The following is a 17582-nucleotide window of genomic DNA, read 5'->3' as shown; positions in this document are numbered from 1 at the left end:
CTGGTGTGGTGCTGTGCTACGTCCGGCCGGAATTACTGAGCGGCCGGGACGATGTTCACGACCTTGCGGCCACGGTGGGTGCCGAACTGCACCGCACCGGACTGCAGGGCGAACAGGGTGTCGTCGCCGCCGCGGCCGACGCCCGTGCCCGGGTGGAAGTGGGTGCCACGCTGGCGGACCAGGATCTCACCGGCGAGGACGGCCTGACCGCCGAAGCGCTTCACGCCGAGCCGCTGAGCATTGGAGTCGCGACCGTTCCGAGTGGACGATGCGCCCTTCTTGTGTGCCATGTCTCCTCAGTCCCTTACTTCGCCGGAGCGTCGATGCCGGTGATCTTCAGCGCCGTGTGGAGCTGGCGGTGGCCGATCCGCTTCTTGTAACCGGTCTTGTTCTTGTACTTCTGGATCCGGATCTTGTCGCCCTTGTGGTGGTCCACAACCTCGCCCTGGACCTTCACGCCGGCCAGGACCCACGGGTCGCTGGTGACCGAGTCGCCGTCGACGACCAGCAGCGTGGAGAGCTCGACGGTGTCGCCGACCTTGCTGGTGGAAATGCGGTCAATCTCGATGACGTCGCCCACAGAAACCTTCTGCTGGCGTCCGCCGGTGCGCACGATCGCGTACACGCGGAACTCTCTTTCGCTAGAAACGGGTCCTCTGATGCCAGCCGCTCTCACGGGCTCGAAACGTCCCGTGGAATCCGATCGGACGAGCGGCCTCCCTCGGCGGACCGAGAGGTCTTTGCTCAGAAGTGTGGTGTCTTAAGAAGTCTTAGACACCGACGGTCAAGGGTACGGGGCCTTGACCAGGGGGTCAAACCGGCCCCGGACCGGTGACGGTCCGGGGCGCGGCTCCCTTGCTCAGTGGTGCTCAGTCCTCCGCGGAGGCCGACACCGAGGCGACCGGGGTCTGCTCGGCGGCAGCGGTCTTCTTGGCCGCCGCCTTCTTCGTCGTCTTCTTCGCGGTGGTCTTCTTCGCCGTGGCCTTCTTGGCGGTGGTGGTCTTCTTCGCCGCCGCCTTCTTGGCCGTGGTCTTCTTCGCGGCCGCCTTCTTGGCGGTGGTCTTCTTGGCCGCCGCCTTCTTCGCGGTCTTCTTCGCCGCGGGTGCCGCCTCGGTGTCCTCGCCGGACTCCACGGCCGGCTCCTGGACCGGCTCGGCCACCGGCTCCGCCACCGGCGACGCGATGACGACCGTCGCGGCAGCGTCGTCGGCCACCTCGGGAGAGCCCGCCGGGGCGGACACCTTCCGGGTCACCCGACGGCGCGGACGGGCCGGTGCGGGCTCCGCGGCCGGTGCCTCGGCGGCCGGCTCGGCGACCGGCTCCGGCTCGGCAGCGGCGGGCGCCGGCTCGGCCGGCAGCACGATCGCGGCGGCCTCCTCGGCGGCGGCCTTGGGCGTGCCCGCCGGGGCGGACACCTTCCGGCTCGCCCGGCGGCGGCCCCGGCCACGGCTGGCGGCAGCCGCCTCGGCCTCGGCCGGGCTGCCGAACCACTCGTCGGCCTCGGCCACTGCCGGCTGCAGCTCCGCCTCGGTCACCGGGGCGGGCTCCAGCTCGGGGGCGGCGCCGTCCGGCAGCGGCTCGGCCGCCTCCGCCTCGTGGACGTGCGGCTCGGCCTTCTCGGCCTTGCCCTTCTTCTTGCGCTTGCCGCCGCCACCGCCGCCGACCGCCGTGGGCTGGTCCATGTGGACGATCACGCCGCGGCCGTTGCAGTGCACACACGACTCGGAGAAGGACTCCAGCAGGCCCTGGCCGACCCGCTTACGGGTCATCTGGACCAGGCCGAGCGAGGTGACCTCGGCAACCTGGTGCTTCGTACGGTCCCGGCCCAGGCACTCCAGCAGACGCCGCAGCACCAGGTCCCGGTTGGACTCCAGCACCATGTCGATGAAGTCGATCACGATGATGCCGCCGAGGTCGCGCAGCCGCAGCTGACGCACGATCTCCTCGGCCGCCTCCAGGTTGTTCCTGGTGACCGTCTCCTCCAGGTTGCCGCCCTGGCCGGTGAACTTGCCGGTGTTGACGTCGACCACGACCATCGCCTCGGTCCGGTCGATCACCAGCGAGCCGCCGCTGGGCAGCCAGACCTTGCGGTCCAGCGCCTTCATCAGCTGCTCGTCGATGCGGTACGTCGCGAAGACGTCGACGTCCGAGGTCCACTTCTGGAGCCGGTCGACGAGGTCCGGCGCGACGTGCGAGACATAGCCGTGGATGGTCTGCCAGGCGTCGTCACCGCTGACGATGACCTTGGAGAAGTCCTCGTTGAAGATGTCGCGCACGACCCGGACGGTCATGTCCGGCTCGCCGTACAGCAGGGTCGGGGCGCTGGTGGAGGAGGACTTCGCCTTCTTCTGGATCTCCTCCCACTGCGCCTGCAGCCGCTGGACGTCGCGCGCCAGCTCGTCCTCGCTCGCACCCTCCGCGGCGGTACGGACGATGACGCCCGCGTCCTCGGGGACGATCTTCTTGAGGATCTGCTTCAGGCGGGCCCGCTCGGTGTCGGGCAGCTTGCGGCTAATACCGGTCATCGAGCCCTCGGGCACGTACACCAGGTAGCGGCCGGGCAGCGAGACCTGGCTGGTCAGACGGGCGCCCTTGTGGCCGATCGGGTCCTTGGTGACCTGCACCAGCACCGACTGGCCGGACTTCAGCGCGGTCTCGATCCGGCGCGGGCCGTTGGCCATGCCCAGCGCCTCGAAGTTGACCTCGCCGGCGTACAGCACGGCGTTGCGGCCCTTGCCGATGTCGACGAAGGCGGCCTCCATCGACGGCAGGACGTTCTGCACCTTGCCGAGGTAGACATTGCCGACGTACGAAGTGGCCTGCTCCTTGTTGACGAAGTGCTCCACGAGCACGTTGTCCTCAAGGACGCCGATCTGGGTGCGCTCGCCGCTCTGGCGGACGACCATCACCCGCTCGACGGCCTCCCGGCGCGCCAGGAACTCCGCCTCGGTGATGATCGGCACCCGGCGGCGGCCCTGCTCGCGGCCCTCACGGCGGCGCTGCTTCTTGGCCTCCAGACGCGTCGAGCCCTTGATCGACTGCACCTCGTCGGAACCGGTGCCCTCGTCCTTCTTACGGGGCTCGCGGACCTTGACGACCGTGCGCTCGGGGTCGTCGGACTGGCCACCCTCCACATCGGCGCCGTCCCCGCTGCGACGGCGGCGACGACGGCGACGACGGCTGCTGCTGGTGCCGCCGCCGGCCTGCTCCTCGGCGTCCTCGTGGGCGCCCTCCGGCTCCTCGGCGGCGTGCTCCTCGCCCTCCTCGGCCTCCGCCTCACCGGCGGACTCCTCGGCGGGACGGGACTCGGCGGCCTGCTCGTCCGCGCCCTCGGCAGCCTCACCGCGACGGCGGCGACGGCCACCCCGACGGCGACGGCGCGAGGGACGCTCGGCGGACTCATCCTCGCCGTGACCGGCCTCGCCCTGCTCAGTCTCCGGCTCGGCGGCCTCCGCGGCCTCCGGCTCCTCAGTGACGGCGGGGGCCTGCTCGGGCTCGGCGGAGACCGCGCGGCGACGGCGGCGGCGGGAACCGCCGGCCGGCTGCTCCTCCTCGACCTGCTCGGCCGCGGCGGCCTCCTCCTGGCGGGCCGCGGCATGGGCGGCGGCCGCGGTCTCCGGCGTCTGGAACATCGGCTCGGTGAACACCGGGGCCTGGAAGACCGCGGTCGGCGGGCGCTGGGCCCGGCGACGGCCGCGCGCCGGCGCCTCCTGGGCGGGCTCCTCCTCGGCACGGGCCTGCTCACGGCGGGGCTTCTCGGCCTGCGGCGCCTCGGCGGCCGGCTCCGCGGCACGCTCGGTGCGGCGGCGCGCCCGGCGGCGCGGCGTCTCGGCCGGCTCGCTCGCGGGGGCGGCCTCGGCCGCGGCCGTCTCCGTCTCCTCGGCCTCCTCGGCCTCCTCAACCGCCTCCTCGGCGGCCTGCGGCGGCCCGGCGGGGGCGGTGGCCTTACGGGTGGCACGGCGCCGCGTACGGGCCGGCTTGGCCTCCTCCACGGCGGCCGGAGCGGACTCCTCCGCGGCGGCCGGAGCGGACTCCTCCGCGACCGGGGCGACGGTCGCGGCGGGGGTCTCGTCGGCGGTGCTCACCTGCGGGGCGCCGGCCGGCGCGGTGGCCTTACGGGTGGCACGACGCCGCGTACGGGCCGGCTTGGCCTCCTCCACGGCGGCCGGAGCGGACTCCACCGCAGGGGCGGGCGCCTCGGCAGCGGCCGGCGCCTCGGCGGCCGGCTGCTCCTGCGCAGTCTCGGTCTGCGGGGCGCCGGCGGGCGCGGACGCCGTGCGGGTCGCCCGGCGGCGGGTGCGGCGCGGTGCCGCCTCCACGGCCTCGGGGACCTCAGCGGCAGCGGCGGGTGCCTCGGCAGCGGCCGGGGCCTCGGCCGGCTCCTGTACGGCGGGCTGCGGAGCGTCGGCCGGGGAGGTGACCCGACGGGTCGCGCGGCGGCGGGTGCGGGCCGGCTTGGCCTCTTCCCCGGTGGTGACCGACGTGGCGGCGGGCTCCTCGGCGGGTGCCGGGTCGGCCGCGGCCGGAGCGGCAGTCGGGGTGGTCACCTCGGCCGCGCCGGCGGCACCGGCAGCGGTCGGCGGACCCGCCGGCCGGGACGCCGCACGACGGCGGCGGCGCGGCGGCAGGGTGTCGCTGGGTGAGTGGTTCTCCTCGATTCCACGGTCCTGGGACGGCGTGGATTCAGTGGGCTCAATGGGCTCGAGCATGCGGGCGGTTCTCCCGTCACGCTCCCGGGCGCCGCGCCTGATTCCGGCCGCGGTCCGCGTGTTGAGCGCGGGCCCGCAGTCCGGGGCGGGGGCGCCACACGGGAGCTGTCGTCTCGCTCGCCGGGCCCCGTAGGGCGGGGACCGGCGAAAGTCTCCTGGTCAGTGCGTCTGCCGGACCGGGGTGGCTCCCTGGTTGATCGGCGACGCGACGACGGCGGTCCTACGCAGTACCTTCCCCGGCGGTCGGGGCGCCCCCACTCGGCGCCGTCGCGGCACTCAGCCCGGCGGCCGTGGGTGGGGCGGCCGTGGCAGCGTCGCGGTCGGGCGCAAGCGGGTCGGTCACCGCGCCGGTCTCCTCATCGAGCAGCCCCTGCGCCAGCCTGGTCACCGCAGCGGGGACCGGCGGCGCCAGGTCGGCCGTAGCTCGGAGGCCGGACAGGACGTCGTCGGGTCGAACGGCGGGTGTCGCATGCCGAACAACCAGCCGCAGTATCGCACAGGCATCGCCGCCAGGCCTATCGCCCTCGCTACCCGCTGCCTCGAGATGGGCCACCGCGGCCCGGGCGTCGAAGGTGCGCATGCCGTTCTTGGTGCGCCGCTCGACCAGCACTTCGTCGGCGGCGAGGAACGTCTCGACGGCGTGCCGGGCCGTCTCGGGGGCCACCCCGTCGAGCCGGATCGCCCACACCGAGGCCTGCAGCCGGTCGGCCAGGCCGCTGGTGTGCGCCTCGACCGCGTCGGTCACATCGAGCCCGGTCGGCAGTGAAACGTCGAGCAGCTCGCGCAGCTGGTCCGGGTCCCGGCGCTCGGTGAGCTGGATCTCCAGATACTCGGCCTCGCTTCCCGTACCGGTCGGGGCGGCGTTGGCGTACGACACCTTGGGGTGCGGGGTGAAGCCCGCGGAATAGGCCATGGGGACCTCCGCGCGGCGCAGCGCCCGCTCGAAAGCGCGCTGGAAGTCGCGGTGGCTGGTGAACCGGAGGCGGCCGCGCTTGGTGTAGCGCAGTCGGATGCGCTGCACCGCCGGTGCGGGCGGCGGGCCTTCGGGCTGTCGCTTGCCCAGTGTCGTTCAGTCCTTCGTGAGTGCGGTCGTACTGCTACCTAGAGTACGTGCCGCGCGGGCCGCTGGTTCCCGCCGGGCGGCAGAGCTCCGGTCCGCGGGCCCGGTGTGGGCGCGGAGAACGGGGCGCGCCGGATCTCCCTGCGGGTCCCCCACGCGGCCCTACGGGCGCTCCGCACGGCCCGTCGCACCGGTCCGGTCCCCGCGGACGACCGCCGTCAGCCGGGCGCCCGGCACCCGCCCCGCCGCCCCTCAGCCGTCGTCGTCGGCGGCGGCCCGCCCGTCGTCGTGGATCCAGAAGCGCAGCTTCTCTGCCCGCTGGTCCTCGAAGACCCCGCCGCAGGCCTCGATGACCCGTCGCGAGCCCGTGTTGGTGTGATCGCAGGTCACCAGCACCGGGTCGAGCCCCAATTCCCGGTGGGCGTACGGGAGGGCGGCGCGCAGCATGCCGGTGGCGTGGCCGCGGCGGCGGGCGGAGGGACGTACGGCGTAGCCTATGTGGCCGCCGTAATCGAGGAGGGTGCCGGTCAGCCGGTGCCGCAGGGCGATCCGCCCCAGGTAGGTGTCGTCGTTCACCCACCACAGGGTGGTCACCGGCACCGTGCCGTCGGCGCGTTCGTCGTACGACGTGCCGCCGATCATGTCGACGTAGGCGGCGAAGCCCTCGGCGGACGGCCAGCGGGTGCGCCACCCCCGCAGTTCCTTGGCCAGGTTGGAGTGCACCGACCGGTCGGCGCCCTCGGCGCGGAACTCGTCCATCGCGGCGAGGAAGGAGGCCTGCACCGCGACGGTGGGGGCGATGAGTTGGGGGGACATCGCCTCATTGTGCGCGGGCGTGGCACGGCCCGGCGCCGCGGGGTGCGCGGTCGCCGGGCCGAAGGCGCGGGCGGGGCGGGCTACTTGACGACGGTCAGCGGCAGCAGCTTCTTGCCCGTGGGGCCGATCTGGATCTGGGTGTCCATCTGCGGGCAGACGCCGCAGTCGAAGCACGGGGTCCAGCGGCAGTCCTCGACCTCGGTCTCGTCGAGGGCGTCCTGCCAGTCCTCCCAGAGCCAGTCCTTGTCCAGACCGGAGTCGAGGTGGTCCCAGGGCAGGACCTCCTCGTACTCCCGCTCGCGGGTGGTGTACCAGGCGACGTCCACACCGAAGTCCGGGAGTGCCTTCTCCGCGGCCCGCATCCAGCGGTCGTAGGAGAAGTGCTCACGCCAGCCGTCGAAGCGGCCGCCGTCCTCGTACACGGCGCGGATGACCGAGCCGATGCGGCGGTCACCGCGCGAGAGCAGGCCCTCGACGATGCCGGGCTTGCCGTCGTGGTAGCGGAAGCCGATGGAGCGGCCGTACTTCTTATCGCCGCGGATCTTGTCGCGGAGCTTCTCCAGACGGGCGTCGGTCTCCTCGGCGGACAGCTGCGGCGCCCACTGGAAGGGGGTGTGTGGCTTGGGGACGAAGCCGCCGATGGAGACCGTGCAGCGGATGTCGTTCTGTCCGGAGACCTTGCGGCCCTCGGCGATGACGTTGACCGCCATGTCGCCGATCTGGAGCACGTCCTCGTCGGTCTCGGTCGGCAGGCCGCACATGAAGTAGAGCTTCACCTGCCGCCAGCCGTTGCCGTAGGCCGTGGAGACGGTCCGGATCAGGTCCTCTTCGGAGACCATCTTGTTGATGACCTTGCGGATGCGCTCCGAGCCGCCCTCGGGGGCGAAGGTCAGACCCGAGCGACGGCCGTTGCGCGTCAGCTCGTTGGCGAGATCGATGTTGAAGGCGTCGACCCGGGTCGACGGCAGCGACAGACCGATCTTGTCTTCCTCGTACCGGTCGGCGAGCCCCTTCGCGATGTCGCCGATCTCGGTGTGGTCCGCGGAGGACAGCGACAGCAGGCCGACCTCCTCGAATCCCGTGGCCTTCAGACCCTTGTCCACCATGTCGCCGATGCCGGTGATGCTTCGCTCCCGTACGGGGCGCGTGATCATGCCGGCCTGGCAGAAACGGCAGCCGCGGGTGCAGCCACGGAAGATCTCGACCGACATCCGCTCGTGGACGGTCTCGGCCAGGGGGACGAGCGGCTGCTTGGGGTAGGGCCACTCGTCCAGGTCCATGACGGTGTGCTTGGACACCCGCCACGGGACGCCGGAGCGGTTCGGCACGACGCGGGAGATCCGGCCGTCGGCCAGGTACTCGACGTCGTAGAACTTGGGGACGTAGACGCTGCCGGTCTTCGCGAGGCGGAAGAGGAGCTCGTCGCGTCCGCCCGGGCGGCCCTCGTTCTTCCAGGTGCGGATGATCTCGGTGATCTCCAGCACCGCCTGCTCGCCGTCGCCGACCACCGCGCAGTCCAGGAAGTCCGCGATCGGCTCGGGGTTGAAGGCCGCATGGCCGCCCGCGAGGATCAGCGGGTGGTCCTCGGTACGGTCCTTGGCCTCCAGCGGGATGCCGGCGAGGTCCAGCGCGGTGAGCAGGTTGGTGTAACCGAGCTCGGTGGAGAAGGAGACGCCGAGCACGTCGAAGGCGCTGACCGGGCGGTGCCCGTCGACGGTGAACTGCGGGACGCCGTGCTCCCGCATCAGCGCTTCGAGGTCCGGCCAGACGCTGTAGGTGCGCTCGGCGAGCACGCCCTGCTGCTCGTTGAGGACCTCGTAGAGGATCATGACGCCCTGGTTGGGCAGACCGACCTCGTAGGCGTCCGGGTACATAAGCGACCAGCGGACGTCGCACTCGTCCCACGGCTTCACTGTGGAGTTCAGCTCGCCACCGACGTACTGGATGGGCTTCTGCACGTGCGGGAGGAGGGCCTCCAGGCGCGGGAAGACCGACTCGACAGGCATCGTGGTGATCTTTCATGAGCGGGCAGGGGTGACCCTCAAGCCTAACGTGCCCGGCGACCCGGCCGTGCCGCCTCAGTGCGGCGCAGGTCAGGGGCGTTCCGTGCACATCGGGTGAGCGGGGCTCACGGTCGCAGCGCGGCCCTCAGCCCGGGCCGGGCCGCCTTCCGCCACACTTCCGGCAGCTGCCGCTCGCGGTCCGCCGCGAGGGCCTCCTCGCGGCCGTAGAGCAGGCCGAAGGTGAAGCCCCCCTCGCCGGCCTGCTGGGCCTGGGTCGCCAGTTCGCGCAGGGCGCCGCGGGCGACCACGCTGTCCTGGTGGTCACCGAGCAGCTGCTGCACCCGCTTGGTGCGCTTGGCGAACTTCCGCGCCGGACGCCCCAGGCCCGGCACCGCCGCCTCCGCCGCGTACCGGGTGCGCTTGGCGGCCTTGCGGGCGCCGTGCAGCGCCTCGTCCCGCCCCTGCCCGGCCGGAGCGTCCAGCGCGGCCTGCATCCGGCGGGCCAGCCGCCGGTGGTCCTTCAGCACGGCGCGGGCGAGCACCTCGGGCGCGGGCCGGGCGGCGGCGGCACGCAGCGGCGGCTCCGCCGCCAGGGCGTGCAGGGTTTCCAGGAGGGCGAGGTAGCGGTCGCCGTCGAGCACGGCGAGCAGCCGGCCGCGCGAGCCGGTCCGGCGCCGCTGGGACCAGGTGCGCAGTCGGGCCGCCACCGGGCCGAGCCGGAGCGTGACGGGCACCCCGGCCAGCGCTTGCTGGAACCGCTCGGTGAGCACCTCACGATCCCGATCCACCCCCAACTCCGCCGCGATCCACTGGAGTTCGAGGCCGATCGGCGCAGTGGCGGCACGGTCGAGGACCGCGGTGTACGAACGGAAGGCGCTGCGCAGGCGGCGGGTGGCGACCCGCATCTGGTGCACCGAGTCGGGCAGGTCCCGGCGCACCGCGGGATCGAGCTCGACGATCACGCGGACCTGCTCACGGACGTAGCGCAGCACGACGTCGCCCGCGGTGCGGTCGGCCTTGCCGCCACCGCCCTGCCCGCCCGGGCCCTTGCCCCCCTTGCCCCCCTTGCCGGACCTGCCGCGCTTGCCGGCCCCCTTGCCGCCGGTCGGCGCGGCCCCGGCCGGCGCCGGCCCGGTCTCCGCCAGCGCCCGCGCCAGCTTCGACGGCGATGCCGCGGGGCGGGCGCCGGCCGCGGTCAGCGCCCGGCCGACCTCGTCCAGCAGTGCGGGGTCCCCGCCCTCACCGGTCAGCTCCACCTCGATCTCGCGCCACCGAGCCTCCGCGGCGCGCCCCACAGCGCCCTTACCGGGCGCCGTGGCCTTGCCGGACGCCGCGGCCCGCGCGGCGCCGACCTCGTCCACCGCCACCTCGGCGAGCGCCACCCCCGCGGCGTCCCGCAGCACCCGGACCGTGCGCCGGGTACGCAGCCGTACGAGGGGGACCAGCTCCTGCCGCAGCACCCGTGACCGGACGAGCGCGGTGAGCTCCGCGGGCGGCGCGTCGGACAGCGGGGCCCGTACCTCGTCGCGCACGCCCGGCGCCACGGGCAGCTTCAGGTGCCAGCCAGCGTCCCGACCGCCGGTGCGCCGCCGCAGGGTGATGCCGTCGGCGGCCAGGCGCTGGTCGGCGGTGTCGTAGTAGAGGGCGTCCAGGGCCTCGACGCCGCCCTCCTCCACGGTGGCGACCCGGTCGACGCAGACCAGGTCGGGCAGCCGCGTGTCGTCGTCGGCCTCGTACTTCCGCTCGATCTCCCGCACGGTGTCCGCCATGCATCGAATCTAGCCACCGGCCCGGGCGACGACCACCCGCGTGCAGCGCCCTCCTATGCGCCCGGCGGAATCCGGAAGAGCGGGTGGCCACCGCCACCACCCGTGAGTTACGGTGTGTTACTACATACACACACAGAGTGGTCACCGTTCGCCCGGCCCGGCGCCCGCTCGCCCCTCGGGGAGGGAGACATCCGTGCACCCGCAGAAGCAGCACCCCGCATCCGTCGCCCACGCGCCCATCTGCGTCTCGGCAGGCGCCCGCCCGTTCCTGCTGGCGGCGCCGAGCAGACCCACCACCCCGAAGGTCGCCCGCGACTTCGTACGGGCCGTGCTGCGGCACACCGACCTCGCCCCGCTGACGGACACCGCGGTCCTGCTCACCTCGGAGGCGGTCACCAGCGCCCATCTGCGGACCCCCCGCTGTGCCGAGATCCTGCTGCGGCTGCTCACGGCACCGCACGGGCTGCGGATCAGCGTGCACGACGAGGCGCCGGTCCGCCTTCCGGCACAGGCCGGCCCGCCTCCGGGCGACCCGCTGGACGCGCCGGTGGCCGGTGAGCCGGAGACCGATCACGGTCTGCTGCTCACCGGCCACCTCGCCGATGACTGGGGCACCACGCCCTTCGCCGGGGTGCCGCGGTCCACCTCCCTGTGGTTCGAACTCCACACCGGGCGCTGACCGGCACTCAGCGTGCCGACCGTCAGCGGGAGGCCGACAGGGGACGCCCGACGCGGATCGACTGGAGCAGCCCTATGGCGATCCAGACCGCGAACATCGAGGTGCCGCCGTAGGAGACGAACGGCAGCGGCAGGCCGGTCACCGGCATGATGCCGAGCGTCATGCCGATGTTCTCGAAGGCCTGGAAGGCGAACCACGCGATGATGCCGGCGGCCACGATCGTGCCGTAGAGCTCGGTGGACTCACGGGCGATCCGGCAGGCACGCCACAGCACGATGCCGAGCAGCAGGATGATCAGGCCCGCGCCCAGGAAGCCCAGCTCCTCACCGGCGACGGTGAAGATGAAGTCGGTCTGCTGCTCGGGGACGAACTGCCCGGTGGTCTGGCTGCCGTGGAAGAGGCCGGAGCCGGTCAGTCCGCCGCCACCGATCGCGATCCGGGCCTGGTTGGTGTTGTAGCCGACACCGGCCGGGTCGAGGCTGGGGTTGGCGAACGCGGCGAAGCGGGCGATCTGGTAGGCGTCGAGCAGCCCGAGCTGCCAGATCGCGACGCAGCCGACGACGCCGGCGCCGCCCAGGCCGAGGATCCACCGGTTGGAGGCGCCCGAGGCCAGCAGGACGCCGAGGATGACGGCGCCCAGCACCATGACCGAGCCGAGGTCCGGCATCAGCAGGATGATCCCCACCGGGACGGCGGCCAGCCCCAGGGCCTGGACGACGGTCCGGTGGTCGGGGTGCGGGCGGTCGCCGGCATCGACCCGGGACGCCAGGATCATCGCCATCCCCAGCGAGATGGTGATCTTCGCGAACTCGGCGGGCTGCAGCGAGAAGCCGCCGGGGATCGCCAGCCAGGACCGCGAGCCGTTGATGGTGGCGCCCAGCGGGGTCAGCACCAGCAGCGCGAGCACGACGGACAAGGCGTACAGGACCGGGATCGCCCCGCGCAGGGTGCGGTGGCCCAGCCAGATCGTGCCCCCGGCGAGCGCCAGGCCGATGCCGAGGTTGAGCAGGTGGTGCAGGAAGAAGTAGTACTCGTCGCCCTTGTTGAGCTCGGTGCGGTTGCGGGTGGCGGAGAAGACCAGCAGCGAGCCCATGAGCGACAGCAGCAGGCAGGACAGCAGCAGTATCCAGTCCAGCTTGCGCACCACCGAGTCGCGCGCGGTCAGCTTGCCCCAGGTGCCGAGCTCGGGGGTGTAGCGCCGGACGGAGAACGCCCGGGAGGTACGGCTGGTCGTCACTGTGGGCTCCCCGAGGGTGACGGCGACGGCAGGACGTACGGCTTGATGGGCTGGGCCTCGATCGTGCCGTCACCCTCGATCTTGGGGAGCGCCCCCTGCGGCTTGGGGAGCAGGGCGGCCTTCTGGTTGATGCCGCCCTTGGCGTCGATGCCGTAGAGGGCGTTGTAGATGTTGCGCACGGCCGGACCGGAGGCGCCCGAACCCGTACCACCCTGGGAGATCGTCATGACGATCGTGAAGTCCTTGGTGTACGTCGCGAACCACGAGGTGGTCTGCTTGCCGTAGACCTCGGCGGTACCGGTCTTGGCGTGCATCGGGATCTTGTCCTGCGGCCAGCCCTGGAACCGCCAGGCGGCGGTACCGCGGGTGGCGACACCGGCCAGCGCGGAGTCGATCTGCTGGAGGGTGTGCGGGCTGTCCGGCAGCTTGCCGTGCGCCCTGGGCTTGATCATCTGGACGTGCTTGCCGTCGGGGCTGACGACCGCCTTGCCGACGGTGGGGTCGTGGAGCGTGCCGCCGTTGGCGAGCGCGGCGTAGATGGTCGCCATCTGGATCGGGGTCACCAGGGTGTCCCCCTGACCGATGGCGTAGTTGATCGAGTCGTAGGCGTGCAGCTTCATGCCTTCGAGGCAGCCCTCTCGGGCGAGCTTGGTGCCGAAGTCCTTCTTCTTGGGCCAGGACTTGGCCTGCTTGCACCAGCCGGCCTTGTTGGCCATCCAGAAGTCGTGCTTCCACTTGCGGTCCGGGACCCGGCCCTTGACCTCGTTGGGGAGGTCGATGCCGGTCTCCTTGCCGAGGCCGAACTGGTGGGCGGTCTTGTAGAACCAGTCGTGCGCGCCCTTCTTGGGCTTGTCGCCGCCGTCCTTGCGCCACTCGTCGTGCGAGAGCCGGTAGAAGACGGTGTCGCAGGAGACCTCCAGCGCCCGGCCCAGGCTGATGTCGCCGTGGCCCTCGCCCTCGAAGTTCCGGAAGACCTGGCCGCCGATGCTGTACGAGCTGGTGCAGGGGTAGTGGCCGTTGAAGTCGTAGCCCGCGTTGACCGCGGCCGTGGTCGAGATGACCTTGAAGATCGAGCCGGGCGCCGCCTGGCCCTGGATGGCGCGGTTCAACAGCGGGTAGTTGGAGTCCTTGCCGGTGAGGCGGGCGTAGTCCTTGCCGGAGATGCCGCCGACCCAGGCGTTGGGGTCATAGCTGGGGTTGGAGGCCATCGCCACCACCCGGCCGGTCTTGGCCTCCATCACGACCACGGCACCCGAGTCGGCCTTGTAGTTGGTGCCGGTGTTCTTGTCGTGGACCTTACGGGCGTCCTTCATGGCCTGGTCCAGCTGCTTCTCCGCTATGGCCTGCACGCGGGCGTCGATGCTGGTGATCACGCTCGAACCGGCCTGACCCTTGTCGTTCTTGGCCTGCCCGATGACCCGGCCGAGGTTGTCCACCTCGTAGCGGGTGACGGCGGCCTTGCCGCGCAGGTAGTTGTCGTACTGGCGCTCCAGGCCGGACCGGCCGATCTGGTCCGAACGCAGCAGGGGCGAGCGGGTGTTCTTGGCCTTGTTGATCTCCTCGTCGGTGACCGGGGAGAGGTAGCCGAGGACCTGGGCGGTGTTGGCGTTGCCGGGGGCGGCGTAGCGGCGCACGGCGGTGGGCTCGGCGCTGATGCCGGGGAAGTCCTCGGAGCGCTCGCGGATCTGCAGGGCCTGCTGGGTGGTGGCCTCGTCGGTGATCGGGATCGGCTGGTACGGCGAGCCGTTCCAGCACGGCTGCGGCGTCTTGGCGTCGCACAGCCGCACCTTGTTGCGGATCTCCTTCTCCGGCATGCCGAGCACCTTGGCGAGCCGGCCGAGCACGGCCTTGCCGTCGTCCTTCATCTTCAGCAGGTCGGTACGGCTGGCGGAGACCACCAGGCGGGTCTGGTTGTCGGCCAGCGGCACCCCGCGCGCGTCGAGGATCGAACCGCGGGTGGCGGGGTCGACGACCTGCTGGACGTGGTTGCTGCGGGCTTCGTTCGCGTACTCCTGCCCGTTGCGGATCTGCAGGTACCACAGCCGGCCCCCGAGGGTCAGCAGCAGCGAGAAGACCAGGATCTGGATCGCGATGAGCCGGACCGTGACACGGGAGGTCCGGCTCTCCGGAAGGTTGCTCACAGCCGCTTGACCCCCTTGATGCGCCCCACCTTGTCGCGGGCCGACTTGCCGAGCAGACCGCCGCGCTGGCTGCCGATCCGCACCCCGGTACGCACGGACTTCATGGCGCCGCGGCTGGCCTTGAGACCGGTGCCGGTGGAGAGCCAGCCGTACGCGGCGTCACGGCTGCCCCCCGAACCCTTGGGACTGGTGCCGTCGCCGACCAGCTCGTGCTCCGTTCTGCGCGCCAGCGCCATCACCAGCGGGACGGTGAAGGGCGCCAGCAGTAGGTCGTAGAGGGTGGCGCTGAGCAGTAGTCCGACCAGGCCGACGTGCCGGGCGGCGGTGTCGCCCACCAGCGAGCCGACGCCGGCGTACATCAGCGTCGAGCCGATGGCGGCGCCGATGACGACCACCAGCGGCACCGTCGCCGAACGGTGCTGGCCGGACTCCGGCTTGGTCAGGCCCGCGGCGTAGCCGATGATGCAGAGCACCAGCGCATAGCGGCCGATGGCGTGGTCGGAGGGCGGGGCGACGTCGGCCAGCAGCCCGGCGAAGAAGCCGATGAGCGCGCCGGCGACATGGCCGTAGACCAGCGCGAGCCCGAGGACGACCAGCAGCAGCAGGTCCGGTACGGCGCCGGGCAGTTGGAGGCGCCCGAGGATGCTGACCTGGATGACGAGGGCGACAACCACCAGCGGGGCGGAGAGCAGGATCCGGTTGATGCGCATCGGTCAGCTCCTGGGGGAGGCGCTCGCGGAGGGGGTGGCCGTGACGGTGACCGTCGGCGTCGGCTTGGGCTTGGCGGGGGCCGGCGGCAAGACGGTGTCGCGCGGGTCCTGACGCGGCGGTTGGACCACGACGCCAACAATGTCCAGTTGGGAGAACGAGACGAACGGCCGGACCTGGAGGGTGCGGGTCAGATCGCCGTTGGACGGCTCGACCCGGACCACCCGGCCGACCGGCACGCCGGGCACGAACGGCTTGTCCTTGCTGGAGCCGAAGGTGACCAGCCGGTCGCCCTTCTTCACCGTGGCCCGGCCGTTGAGGAGCTGGACGCGCAGCGAACGGACGCCCTGCCCGTTGGCGAAGCCGATCTCGTTGGTCTTCTCCATCCGGGTGCCGACGGTGAAGTCGGGGTCGGCGGCCAGCAACACCGTGGAGGTGTCGGTGCCGACCGTGGTGACCCGGCCGACCAGCCCGTCGCCGTTGAGCACGGTCATGTCGCGGGCGATGCCGTCGCGGCTGCCGGCGTCGATGGTGATGGTCCAGGAGAAGCCTTGGGCCGAGCCGATGGCGATGACCTGGGCACCCTTGATGGCGTACTGGCCGGTGCCCGCGGTCTTGAGGATCTTGTCGAGCTCACGGGCGCGGCTGCGATTGCGGTCGGCGGAGCCGAGCTTGGCCTTGAGCGCCTCGTTCTGGTGCTCCAGCGCGGCGATCCGGCTGTGCCGGCGGCCAGAGTCCCGTACGGCGCCGACGGCGTTGCCGACCGGGTCGACCACGCGGGCGACACCGCTCTCGACCGGGCCGAAGGCGGAGGCGGCGACTTGCCGGACACCATCCAGCGGGGACTGTTCACCGCCGCGGATATCGACCGTGATCAGCGCGAACGCGATCGCGACCAGCAGCACCAGCAGCAGCCGGCTCTCTCGTGTGTCCCTCACGTGCGGCGGCCGTGTCCTTCCTCGTAGGACCGGCCGGCTGCGGGCCCCGCCGGTCTCGTTCGGGAGTTGAGCGTTGTGCCTTGCTGTGACGGTGCCGCTCGGTGAAATGCCGGCGCACCGTGTCTGTTGGGAAGTGGTGCCTGTATATCAACGATCCACATCAACGATCCGTATCGAGGGATGCGTCCCCGCGATCCGAATCGGTGCCCCGGGCGGATCGGCTGCCTCCGCCATGGTGCCCGACCGCCGCGGACGCCGCATGACGGCCGCGGCGGTCGGAGTGGCTCGTGTTACCTGCGCGGCTGGGAGTCGAGGACCTGCTGGAGCGCCTCGAACTCCTCGACGCACTTGCCGGAACCGAGCGCGACGGAGTCGAGCGGGTCCTCGGCGATGTGGATCGGCATGCCGGTCTCACGGCGCAGCCGCTCGTCGAGGCCGCGGAGCAGGGCGCCGCCTCCGGTGAGCACGATGCCGCGGTCCATGACGTCACCGGACAGCTCCGGCGGGCACTTGTCGAGGGTCGTCTTGACCGCGTCGACGATGGAGTTGACCGGTTCCTCGATGGCCTTGCGCACCTCGGCGGCCGAGATGACGACGGTCTTGGGCAGACCCGAGACCAGGTCGCGGCCGCGGATCTCGGTGTGCTCGTCCTGCTCGAGGTCGTAGGCCGAACCGATGGTGATCTTGATGCTCTCGGCGGTGCGCTCGCCCAGCAGAAGGCTGTACTCCTTCTTGATGTGCTGGATGATCGCGTTGTCGAGTTCGTCGCCGGCCACCCGGATGGACTGGGCCGTGACGATGCCGCCGAGCGAGATGACGGCGACCTCGGTCGTCCCGCCGCCGATGTCCACGACCATGTTGCCGGTGGCCTCGTGGACCGGCAGACCCGAGCCGATCGCGGCGGCCATCGGCTCCTCGATGATGTGCACCTGGCGGGCGCCGGCCTGGGTCGAGGCCTCGATGACCGCACGGCGCTCAACTCCGGTGATACCGGAGGGAACGCACACCACGACCCGCGGCCGCGCCAGGTAACGCCGCTTGTGGATCTTGAGGATGAAGTAGCGGAGCATCCGCTCGGTGATCTCGAAGTCGGCGATCACGCCGTCCTTCAGGGGCCGTACGGCAACGATGTTGCCGGGCGTGCGCCCGATCATCTTCTTCGCCTCAGCACCCACCGCGAGGATGCCGCCGGTGTTGGTGTTGATGGCCACGACCGACGGTTCGTTCAGAACGATTCCCCGGCCCCTGACGTACACCAGCGTGTTGGCGGTCCCGAGGTCGACAGCCATGTCACGGCCGATGAACGACATGTTGTTCCCCATGAGGATACGTCTGGCCTTCCCAACTGGAGCGAATGCTTACTGGAGGTCGGCAGGAGGTGATGCGCTGTGAGGCGCGGAAGCCTCCATCGTAGTTCGTAGTGCGCCCACTCGAACACGTCGGGAGGCTGTTCCGCCATTGTCAGCCGTACACGCACCCGCCCCCCTTAATGGTGACGTCGTGTCGCGGTGATGCGTTCCCC

General features: G+C 71.7%; 13 protein-coding genes. 1 reads left to right on the top strand and 12 read right to left on the bottom strand.

The genetic code is table 11. The features are described 5' to 3' along the window. Positions 1 to 32: 32 nt before the first annotated feature. The 7 genes from rpmA to AB0G84_RS00950 form a co-directional block, all read right to left on the bottom strand. Complete coding sequence (gene rpmA, locus AB0G84_RS00980; RefSeq protein ID WP_361313612.1) at positions 33 to 290, bottom strand: 50S ribosomal protein L27; 258 nt, start codon at positions 288 to 290, stop codon at positions 33 to 35. A 14-nt stretch (positions 291 to 304) separates the two neighbouring features. Then, the gene (gene rplU, locus AB0G84_RS00975; protein WP_361313609.1) at positions 305 to 625 is read right to left on the bottom strand and encodes a 50S ribosomal protein L21; all 321 of its coding nucleotides are present in this window, start codon (positions 623 to 625) and stop codon (positions 305 to 307) included. Positions 626 to 869: 244 nt separating this feature from the next. Further along, positions 870 to 4709 carry an Rne/Rng family ribonuclease gene (locus tag AB0G84_RS00970; protein ID WP_361313606.1) on the bottom strand — a complete coding sequence of 1280 codons (3840 nt, stop codon included), beginning with the start codon at positions 4707 to 4709 and terminating at the stop codon, positions 870 to 872. Between the two features lie 220 nt (positions 4710 to 4929). Then, positions 4930 to 5730, bottom strand: coding sequence for a TIGR03936 family radical SAM-associated protein (locus AB0G84_RS00965; protein ID WP_361313604.1), 801 nt, complete (start codon positions 5728 to 5730; stop codon positions 4930 to 4932). Positions 5731 to 6021: 291 nt separating this feature from the next. Then, positions 6022 to 6585, bottom strand: coding sequence for a GNAT family N-acetyltransferase (locus AB0G84_RS00960; protein WP_361313601.1), 564 nt, complete (start codon positions 6583 to 6585; stop codon positions 6022 to 6024). Positions 6586 to 6665: 80 nt separating this feature from the next. After that, positions 6666 to 8591, bottom strand: coding sequence for a TIGR03960 family B12-binding radical SAM protein (locus AB0G84_RS00955; protein WP_361313598.1), 1926 nt, complete (start codon positions 8589 to 8591; stop codon positions 6666 to 6668). A 122-nt stretch (positions 8592 to 8713) separates the two neighbouring features. Continuing rightward, positions 8714 to 10357 (bottom strand): CYTH and CHAD domain-containing protein, encoded by a 1644-nt coding sequence (locus tag AB0G84_RS00950; RefSeq protein WP_361313595.1) that lies wholly within the window; start codon positions 10355 to 10357, stop codon positions 8714 to 8716. A gap of 193 nt (positions 10358 to 10550) precedes the next feature. Here AB0G84_RS00950 and AB0G84_RS00945 point away from each other — a divergent pair, with 193 nt between their 5' ends. Next, complete coding sequence (locus tag AB0G84_RS00945; protein WP_361313593.1) at positions 10551 to 11036, top strand: ATP-binding protein; 486 nt, start codon at positions 10551 to 10553, stop codon at positions 11034 to 11036. 22 nt (positions 11037 to 11058) lie between these two features. Here the strand turns inward: AB0G84_RS00945 and AB0G84_RS00940 are convergent, their stop codons facing one another. The 5 genes from AB0G84_RS00940 to AB0G84_RS00920 all read right to left on the bottom strand — a co-directional run bounded on the left by AB0G84_RS00940 (position 11059) and on the right by AB0G84_RS00920 (position 17370). Continuing rightward, entirely contained in the window at positions 11059 to 12273 is a 1215-nt protein-coding gene (locus tag AB0G84_RS00940) for an FtsW/RodA/SpoVE family cell cycle protein (protein WP_361313591.1), read from the bottom strand. Beyond that, complete coding sequence (gene mrdA / locus AB0G84_RS00935; RefSeq protein WP_361313589.1) at positions 12270 to 14414, bottom strand: penicillin-binding protein 2; 2145 nt, start codon at positions 14412 to 14414, stop codon at positions 12270 to 12272. The genes AB0G84_RS00940 and mrdA overlap by 4 nt, the downstream gene beginning before the upstream one ends. Then, positions 14411 to 15124 carry a rod shape-determining protein MreD gene (gene mreD, locus AB0G84_RS00930; RefSeq protein ID WP_361313586.1) on the bottom strand — a complete coding sequence of 238 codons (714 nt, stop codon included), beginning with the start codon at positions 15122 to 15124 and terminating at the stop codon, positions 14411 to 14413. The genes mrdA and mreD overlap by 4 nt, the downstream gene beginning before the upstream one ends. Before the next feature lie 3 nt (positions 15125 to 15127). Further along, positions 15128 to 16060 (bottom strand): rod shape-determining protein MreC, encoded by a 933-nt coding sequence (gene mreC / locus AB0G84_RS00925; protein ID WP_361313584.1) that lies wholly within the window; start codon positions 16058 to 16060, stop codon positions 15128 to 15130. A gap of 290 nt (positions 16061 to 16350) precedes the next feature. Continuing rightward, entirely contained in the window at positions 16351 to 17370 is a 1020-nt protein-coding gene (locus tag AB0G84_RS00920; RefSeq protein ID WP_003985182.1) for a rod shape-determining protein, read from the bottom strand. Positions 17371 to 17582: the final 212 nt, after the last annotated feature.

Source organism: Streptomyces sp. NPDC020742 (genome assembly GCF_040641675.1).
In the GTDB taxonomy this organism is placed as follows: Bacteria; Actinomycetota; Actinomycetes; order Streptomycetales; family Streptomycetaceae; genus Streptomyces.
Note: the sequence above shows the minus strand (reverse complement) of the source record. Positions and strands in the feature narration are given on the sequence as shown.

Excerpts from the sequence above, each read along its gene's own strand:
- rpmA (WP_361313612.1), bottom strand. The coding sequence starts at position 290 with ATGGCACACAAGAAGGGCGCATCGTCCACTCGGAACGGTCGCGACTCC.
- AB0G84_RS00970 (WP_361313606.1), bottom strand. The coding sequence starts at position 4,709 with ATGCTCGAGCCCATTGAGCCCACTGAATCCACGCCGTCCCAGGACCGT.
- AB0G84_RS00960 (WP_361313601.1), bottom strand. The coding sequence starts at position 6,585 with ATGTCCCCCCAACTCATCGCCCCCACCGTCGCGGTGCAGGCCTCCTTC.
- AB0G84_RS00955 (WP_361313598.1), bottom strand. The coding sequence starts at position 8,591 with ATGCCTGTCGAGTCGGTCTTCCCGCGCCTGGAGGCCCTCCTCCCGCAC.
- AB0G84_RS00950 (WP_361313595.1), bottom strand. The coding sequence starts at position 10,357 with ATGGCGGACACCGTGCGGGAGATCGAGCGGAAGTACGAGGCCGACGAC.
- mreD (WP_361313586.1), bottom strand. The coding sequence starts at position 15,124 with ATGCGCATCAACCGGATCCTGCTCTCCGCCCCGCTGGTGGTTGTCGCC.
- AB0G84_RS00920 (WP_003985182.1), bottom strand. The coding sequence starts at position 17,370 with ATGTCGTTCATCGGCCGTGACATGGCTGTCGACCTCGGGACCGCCAAC.